The following is a 9,171-nucleotide window of genomic DNA, read 5'->3' as shown; positions in this document are numbered from 1 at the left end:
CGTAAATCACAAATGCTATCTGCAAAAGTAGGTGTTATTTGTAGTTTCATGGCTTGAATATACATCTTAATAAGCTAACAGACAATGATTTACACCCTAAGTTTGGATATTTGTTTTTGTCATGTACCTTGCAACGGTCTTGATCCTTCAAATAAAAGCATGTGTATACACTGTAAATTTAATACTTATCGTTATTAAGTCTAAATTATATTAATATATTTGTAAAATATTTTCAATCCTAAAAACTTAATATGAAGAAACTTAATAATGTGCTCATCATAGTATTCTCATTGATGTTATTCTCTTGTGGCACCTCTTCTAAAGAAAAAAAATCATCAGAGAAAGAAGAAAAAAAAATCGGAGTCCTATTAGTAAATCATGGTTCGGTTGCTAAATCTTGGAGGAATATGTTACTAGATGTAGAAGATCAAGTAAAAGAAGAAATATTATCTAATCCAAAAATTGACAAAGTAACAACCGCTTTCATGGAATATACAGAACCATCCATTGCAACACGGATGAAAGAATTTGATGCCGAAGGTTTTGATGAAGTTATAGTTGTACCAATTTTCTTAACTGTAAGTTCTCACTACAGTCATGATATTCCTGTAATATTAGGAGTTAGTTCAGACCCAAAATCAAAGGATTATATGATAGGTAAAGAAAAAATTGAAGTGTACAAAGCAAAAGCTAGAGTAATAATTACTCCACCATTAGATTATTCTACCATCTTAAAAAAGAATGTCGAAAGAAGAGTAAAGGCATTAAGTAAAGATGCAGAAAACGAAGGAGTACTATTAGTTGCCTATGGAGATGCACAATACAACCAACAATGGGAAGAAATGGTTGATGACATCGGAAAATATCTTAAAATAAAAACGGGCCATGAGAGTATTGCTTATTCTTGGTGCGGCCATCTGGTTGGATACTCTATTGACCCAACAGTTGAAGGAATTGAACAATTGATGGAACTAGAGGATAACGTTATTGTTATTCCTATTTTAGTTGGAAACGACCCATATTTCCAAGAAAAAATCATTCAAAAAGCAGTTGATCAGGTTTCAGGAAATGTACTATATATCCAAGATGCTATTTTACCCGATGCTAATTTGAATAAATGGGTTATAGATATCTCTAATAAAATTGCTGAAAGTTTATAAGACAAATGAATTCTAGTTTCCTTTTTTTAAAACAAGAATCAAGGAATATTATTGCGACTTTATTTGTTTCAATAACCTTCCTTTACTTTTGGATTAATGGTCCCTTATTGCAAACATTAGAAGTAATCAGTATTGAAACTATCGAAACCAAATTTTCTAAACCCGTAATGGTAGGGAGTGACGGAGTTGATAAAAAAAGTAGTCAGACTTCTTTTAACACCATCACTTTTGAAGAAGGTAATATCTTTGGCTTTGGGTTAATTCTTGACAAGAAAAAACCTCGTTTAAACTGGGGTTTTATTGCTAGTGCACAAAACAGCCCAGGATTATCAAAAGAGTTAGCAGCAAAAATTTTAGAGCATGCTATTAGATTTTCTAATAAAAATGAAATTGCGCAAATACACCCTTCATTAGATATGTATTATGTGACAATTAATGGGAATAAATCAATTTATCTAGAGAGCACAGACATTGTTAAAAATATTAGAGGATACGCAGGCGAAATAAATGTTGGCATTATTATAGACGAAAATGGTTTTTTAAAACAAGTGGAACATATTTCATCTAAAGAAACCCAAAGCTATTTATCTGACATTAAAAAAGCAGGGTTTTATGAGCAGTTTAAGAAAATTACAATCACAAATGGAGAACAACAAATTGATGCTATAACTGGCGCAACTCTAACATCAGAAGCCATTGCAAATACCGTTTCTCAATTGATCAAACAAGGAATTCCATATCCTATTTCTAATTATACTGATGTTGATGAAGTTAATTTATTTAGTTTAGAAGCCATTCTAAATAGTACTTGGATATGGCATATTACAGTCATTTTTTTTATGTTTCTTTTTGCTTTTCAAAAGAAAATTAAGAAATCAAAAAAAACTATTGTAATTTTGAGCTTGTTGTCTGTTTTATACATCGGTTTTTTTCTCAACAATTCTTTTACATACATCTCATTTATTCATCCATTTGTAGGCACCTCCATTTCTTCTTTTGTAGGATTGTATTCCCTTTTTGTTTTACTAGGAGCTATATGGGGTAAGAATACATACTGTAAATATGTCTGTCCGTTTGGAAACGTACAAAGATTAATAATGCGTATAAACCCAAAGAAAACAAGACGAAATTTTTTCATATCTAATAAATGGATAAAACGAATAAGAGCTACAATTACAATTGTTTTACTTACGGGTGTTCTACTGGGCATGAGAAACTGGAGTAATTTTGAATTGTTTCCAGACTTATTTGGATGGAGCACTATAGGTGTTTGGTTTATTGTTTCACTAATTACAATTTTAATAACAATGATATATCCAATGATTTGGTGTAGACTCCTCTGCCCTACGGGTTCATTACTTGACGGTATTTCAGACTTAATGAGCTACAAGACTAAAATAAAAAAACGAAATTCAATATAAATGGGGTTTTACATTATTTATCAATCGCGTCCTAAAGATGTACTTTTATAGCTGGATAAACAATTTTTTAGTTTTCTTTTGGGAACAATACAGCAAAACAATAATGAATGCAAAATGATTTATAAAACTAACCAAATTCAATTTCATAAGACTTAATGCTGTTCTTTTTTTTACTTTTAATTGAACTAACTCTCAGGAAAAACAAAAGCAACAAAACTAAGTGTTTTTACGTAGTTTTCTGCGACAGCAAGCATATTTAACCTGCCAAAAAGCACATTGGAAGACTTAAAAAAAGTAATCTTTATCACTAAAATCACTTATAAATTTAGCTTGTAAAACCAAAACACAATACAACAGACCACAGAAACAGCAGCAAAACAAGACCTAAGACAATATCAGATAATCATCATAACTATATCAAGACAATACAACTACTTAAATTTATACGTATTATCATATAAAAGACTAAGAAGTTCCCTTATCTTTGTGATAGAAATAAAATTTAACAACAGTGAATAAAACAATTAAAATCCTTTTAGCAGACGACCATCTATTAGTAAGAAATGGAATAAAATCTTTATTGGAAGAAGAAGAATCACTTGAAGTAATTGGAGAAGCATCCAATGGACAAGAGGCTCTGGAATTTGCAAAAGAACTAAAACCAGATCTTCTAATTATAGATGTTAGAATGCCAATCATGGATGGAATTGAAGCTGTTGGGAATTTACATCTTTACTCTCCTAACACTAAATCAATCGTACTATCTATGCACGATTCCGATGAGTACATCCTTAAATCAATCAAAGCTGGAGCCAGTGGCTATCTGCTAAAAGACACAGGAAAACTTGAATTTATTAAGGCTATCAATATCATTTTTAGAGGAGGTAAATATTTTAGCGGCGACATTTCTAATGTAATCGTATCCAATTACCTTCAAAACTCAAATAGCACACCTAAAAAGACTCCAATAATATCAAGTACACATGGATTAACAAAAAAAGAAGTTGAAATCCTACAGTTCATCTTATCTGGAAAAACAAATACTGAGATATCTAATAGTTTAGGAAAAAGCAAACGCACTATTGAAACTCATAGGTTTAATCTGATGAAGAAATTAAACGTAAAAAACTTAATAGAGCTATCTTCAAAAGCTCGAGAATTAGGATTTTAACAACAAACCCTGTTTTTCGTCATAATACTAACAAGGAATTAGTCAGGTATTCAGATTTACGTAAAAATTACGTAGCATGCTACGTACCACTACGTAATATCGTAACTTTGCCCTAGTTAAATAATTATCGAAACCTAATGCAATTGTTTACAATTGCAACATCTACATTTGTAGATGTTCTAAATGGAGAAAAAACATATTTATGTCAATATCAAAATCCTATAAAACTACCTGTTCTTATTGTGGAGTAGGCTGTGGAATTATTGTAGATAAAAATCACGATGGTACTTTAAATGTAAAAGGAGACCCAGAGCATCCAACAAACAAGGGTATGCTTTGTTCAAAAGGAATGAACCTACATTATGTAGCACAAGATATATCTGACAGAATATTACACCCAGAAATGAGATGGAGTAAAAACCATCCTATGAAAAAAGTTACTTGGGATACTGCTCTAGATAGAGCAGCTGCTGTTTTTAAAAGTATCATAAAAAAACACGGACCAGATAGTGTTGCATTTTATATTTCCGGTCAATGTTTAACAGAAGAATATTATTTAGCCAACAAACTAACCAAAGGTTTTATTGGCACAAATAACATAGACACAAATTCGCGTTTATGTATGAGCTCTGCAGTTGTAGGTTATAAAAAAACTTTAGGTGACGACAATGTCCCTATTGCTTATGATGATATTGAATTGGCCGACACTTTCCTTATCTCAGGTGCAAACCCTGCTTGGTGTCACCCAATTCTGTTTAGGAGATTAGAAAAACATAAAGAAAAAAATCCAAACACAAAGATTATTGTTGTGGACCCTCGTAAAACACAAACTTGTGCAATTGCAGATTTGCATTTACAAATTTTACCAGGAACAGATGTTGTATTAAATAATGCAATTGCAAAAAGATTAATCGACAAAAAAAGAATTGATTCAAAATTCATAAGAGAACACACTGACAATTACGAGGCTCTTAAAAAAGCTGTTTCCGAAACCTCTTTGGCTGATGCTGCTAAAATCTGTGGAATTTCACTGTCAGATCTAAAATTAGCTACTCAATACATTGGAAAAGCAAAAAATTTTATTTCTATGTGGACCATGGGATTAAATCAAAGCGTTATTGGAGTTGACAAAAATGTTTCTTTGTTAAACATATCACTTCTTACTGGACATATAGGCAAACCTGGATCAGGACCTTTTTCCTTAACTGGTCAACCTAATGCAATGGGAGGAAGAGAAGTAGGAGGAATGGCAAACATGTTGGCAGCTCACAAAAACTTAGCAGACCCGAAAGACAGACAGGAAGTTGCAGAATTTTGGGGCTCAGGACCAGTATCAGACAAACCAGGCTTAACTGCTACCGAAATGTTTGACGCTTTAGATAGCGGAAAACTAAAGGCAATATGGATTATTTGTACAAACCCCGTAGTGAGTCTACCAGATTCTAACAAGATTGAACGTGCTTTGAAAAAAGCAAATTTCGTTGTTGTCCAAGACATCTCACATAATTCTGAAACTGCAGAGTTTGCAGATTTACTACTACCCGCAGCTGGCTGGTTAGAAAAAGAAGGAACGATGACTAATTCAGAAAGACGAATTAGTTACTTACCAAAAGGAATTGACGCCCCTGGAGAGGCATTACCAGATGCTGAAATACTCTGGAAATTTGCACAAAAGATGGGTTTTCGAGGTTTTAATTACAAAAATGTAAGTGAAGTCTATGACGAACACTGTTTACTTACTAAAGGAACCAATATTGATGTTTCAGGTCTATCTCATACTCGATTGATAAACGAAGGATCTATGCAATGGCCTGTTCCATATTCAAAACACAATGGCACACCACGACTATATACAGATCATAAATTTGATACCGCAACTGGTAAAGCCTCATTTAACGTACCCGTTAATACCGAAAACAAATCAGAAAAAACATCTTCAAAATTCCCTCTTATTTTAAATACTGGTAGAATAAGAGATCAATGGCATACTCGAACAAAAACTGGAAAAGTTCAACGTTTACTTTCCCATATTGAAAAACCATATCTTGAAATAAATGGTGTGGATGCGCATAAAAGAAACCTTAAGGAAGGCGATATTGTCGTAGTCAAAAATCCAAGAGGAGAAGTTAGAGTTACCGTACAAATTAATTTTGACATCCATTCAGGTGTTGTATTTATGCCAATGCATTTTGGGAAAATATTAGATAGTCCTCATGGCAGAGCCAATAACTTAACAAATAATTTAATCGATCCGGACTCAAAACAACCAGATTTTAAATACTGTGCCGTTGAAGTTGTAAAATACACAAAAGAAAAAGAAAAAATATGCATTGTTGGTGGAGGTGCCGCTGCATATAGATTTGTTCAAACATACAGAGAGAACAATGAAATAGACGATTTAGAAGTATTCTCTTTAGAATCTACTCCTTTTTACAACAGAGTACTTTTGCCAGAGTATGTAAGTGAGGAGATGACTTGGGAAGAACTTCAAAAAATTAAAAAAGGAGAACTTGAAAAATTGAATATAAAAATGCACGCTAGCACTTCTATTAATTCAATTGATAAAGAAAACAAATTAATAACAGACAATCACGGCAACATACATTCTTACGATTTACTTGTTTTGGCAACAGGAAGTAGAGCCTTTATTCCTCAAGACGCTCAACTAGATTTACCCGGGCGATTTACCATGAGAAATAAAGCTGATGCTGATGGTCTTAAAAATTATTTAGACCAAACGGGATTGCCATTAAACGAACAACATGTTGTAATTGTTGGTGGAGGTCTGCTAGGCTTAGAACTTGCTGCAGCTCTTAATAAACGCAGTGTAAATATTACCATCGTTCAACGTGCGTCTAGATTAATGGAACGTCAATTGGATCGAGTTGCCAGTGGACTCTTGGCACAAGATGTACAAGAAAGAGGAATTCAAATATATTTCGATAATGAAGTAAATACTGTTTTTGAAGATAATGAAATCAATTCACTTTCTATCAATCTTAAAACAGGAAAAACCATTACAGCAAACGCAATTGTTTATGCTATTGGAACCATTCCAAATATAGAACTTGCTCGCTCATGTAAGCTACAGACCCAAAGAGGTGTTGTTGTCAATCAATATTTACAAACAAGCGACCCTGCAATTTTTGCCATGGGAGAAATTGCACAATTCAATAATTTTTTATTCGGAATTACTTCTGCGGCAGAACAACAGGCAGATATTGCTGCCAAATATATATTAGGTGATTTGAATAGCATCTACAAAGGTTCTGTTCTTATGAATATTTTAAAATTTGAAGATTTAGATCTTTGCAGTATTGGAAATATTGAATATCCTGAAAGTGATACTTCTTATCAAGAAATTCTGTTGATGGATGTTAGCAAACGTTTCTACAAACGCTGTATCGTAAAAGATGACAGACTAGTAGGTGCTGTGATGATGGGAGACAAAAGCGAATTTGCCGAATTCAAAAGCTTAATTGAAGATAAAACTGAATTATCAGATAAAAGAGAAGAACTTTTAAGAGGGCAAAACACTGCAGTTCCTGTTTTAGGTAGATTAATTTGTTCTTGTAGTCAGGTAGGAGAAGGGAATCTTAAGGATGCTATTGACAAAGGCTGTACAAAATTTACTGATTTATGTAAATCTACTGGTGCTGGTTTAGGTTGTGGAAGCTGTAAACCAGAAGTAAGAGATATTTTAATAGAACACAAAAAAACACAATTGGCTTAAGTCAACTAAAAAAAAGAATCATGACAAACGGATTACAACGCATTTTCATAAAGGGAGGAGTTTTATCACCAAGTGAATTGAAAAGAGTAATTGAACTTGCAGAAGCTTTGGACTTAACCGAACTATCTTTTGGTTCACGCCAAGACATTAACTTTCCTATAAAAGAATCAGACAAAGAAATCCTAGAACAATACTCAGATCTTACTATGGGAACGGCTTCTGATTCTTCTTCCCAGAACATCGTCTGTTCTTACGTGTCATCTGATATTTTCAAAAATACACCTTGGCTAAATGGTGCTAAATATTTATATATATTAGAAAATTTCAGACACAGTCCTAAATTAAAAATAAACATAACAGATCCTAAGCAACAATTGGTTCCTTTGTTTAGCGGAGAGCTAAACTTTATAGCTTCTGAACATGAAGATTATTGGTATTTAAATTTAAAATTACCACACTGGGAGGAATCGGTATATTACCCTGTCCTAATCTTTACATTTGACATACATAAAATTTCTAAAGAGATTGAAGATATTTATTCAGATGCCGATGATATACAAGAATTATTTGACTTGGTGAATGCAAACCTTGAAACCAATAACAGAACTATAGAAAAAGAGCTATATATACCTTTTGAGCCTTTCCCTTATTATGAAGGAATGAATAAAATGGGTATCAACAGATATTGGCTTGGTTTGTACTGGAGAAACAACAAATACGATTTAAATTTCTTAAAAGATTTTTCAGATTTTTGTTTGGATCATAAAGTCGGGAAAATCTGTATTACTTCATGGAAGTCTTTCATAGTCAAAGGAATTTATCAAGAAGACAAGTTAACACTTGAAAAATTCCTAGGAAAACGAGGGATTAATGTAAGACATTCTTCCTTAGAAATGAACTGGCACATTCCGCTTGCAGACAACGATGCTTTAAGTCTTAAAGAGTTTATTGTAAAAAGCTTTGATCAGAACGATATTAGCACCTATGGAATGACTTTTGGTATAAGCAATTACAGAGACAATAAGGCTTATTTTACAACAGCGATGGTCGAAAAAAACAAAACACCTGATATCGTTAAAAATTTTCAAGTGAGACCAACATTTAACGTTCTTTACTCTAAAAACTTTGATCCAAATACGCAAAATTATATTGTATATGCACAGGATATTGACAAGATAGAGCTACCAGGATTGTTAATGGAATTGAGTAAAATGTATTTCAATCAACTTGGAGACGTACCAAAGGACAAAATAGAAAAAAACATCAACAAAGAAGTTTTAAAAAATACGGAAGTACACCAATGTTCTGATTGCTTAACAATCTATGACAGCACCTACGGAGATACTACTGCAAACATCCCTCCTAACACCAATTTTGACGACCTACCCACAACTTACACCTGTAACGTTTGCGAGGCTGATAAAAGTCGTTTTGAAAGAACTTTAGTCTAGCTACACTACCATTCCATATTCTCCTTTGTAATTATTTCCAAAGGAGAATATCTTTTTTTGACAGGTGTTTTATGCTGAAGTAAATAATCAGCCATCATATTAACTCAGAACCAATAGTTCTTTAATTAATATATTTTTTTGTATCTTTATTGATGGAAAAAACAGACTTACGAAGCGTGTCCGATCAAGAAAGAGAAATTATACGAAGGGATGCCATAAAAATGATAAATCGAGG

At 32.9% G+C, this 9,171-nt stretch carries 5 protein-coding genes; all 5 read left to right on the top strand.

Annotated elements, in window-relative coordinates; translation table 11 throughout:
- The first annotated feature begins 251 nt into the window (after positions 1 to 251).
- The 5 genes from V5787_RS10795 (at position 252) to V5787_RS10775 (ending at position 8,936) form a co-directional block, all read left to right on the top strand.
- On the top strand, positions 252 to 1,160 hold the full coding sequence (locus V5787_RS10795) for a CbiX/SirB N-terminal domain-containing protein (RefSeq protein WP_336893230.1): 909 nt from the start codon (positions 252 to 254) through the stop codon (positions 1,158 to 1,160).
- A gap of 107 nt (positions 1,161 to 1,267) precedes the next feature.
- Positions 1,268 to 2,581, top strand: a complete 1,314-nt coding sequence (locus tag V5787_RS10790; protein WP_336893229.1) for a 4Fe-4S binding protein — start codon at positions 1,268 to 1,270, stop codon at positions 2,579 to 2,581.
- 511 nt (positions 2,582 to 3,092) lie between these two features.
- Positions 3,093 to 3,752 carry a response regulator transcription factor gene (locus V5787_RS10785; protein WP_336893228.1) on the top strand — a complete coding sequence of 220 codons (660 nt, stop codon included), beginning with the start codon at positions 3,093 to 3,095 and terminating at the stop codon, positions 3,750 to 3,752.
- A gap of 202 nt (positions 3,753 to 3,954) precedes the next feature.
- Complete coding sequence (locus V5787_RS10780; protein WP_336893227.1) at positions 3,955 to 7,485, top strand: molybdopterin-dependent oxidoreductase; 3,531 nt, start codon at positions 3,955 to 3,957, stop codon at positions 7,483 to 7,485.
- 20 nt (positions 7,486 to 7,505) lie between these two features.
- On the top strand, positions 7,506 to 8,936 hold the full coding sequence (locus V5787_RS10775) for a rubredoxin (protein WP_336893226.1): 1,431 nt from the start codon (positions 7,506 to 7,508) through the stop codon (positions 8,934 to 8,936).
- Positions 8,937 to 9,171: the final 235 nt, after the last annotated feature.

Source organism: Flavicella sp. (assembly GCF_037132785.1).
In the GTDB taxonomy this organism is placed as follows: Bacteria; Bacteroidota; Bacteroidia; order Flavobacteriales; family Flavobacteriaceae; genus Flavicella.
This window is presented reverse-complemented; position numbering and strand designations above follow the sequence as displayed.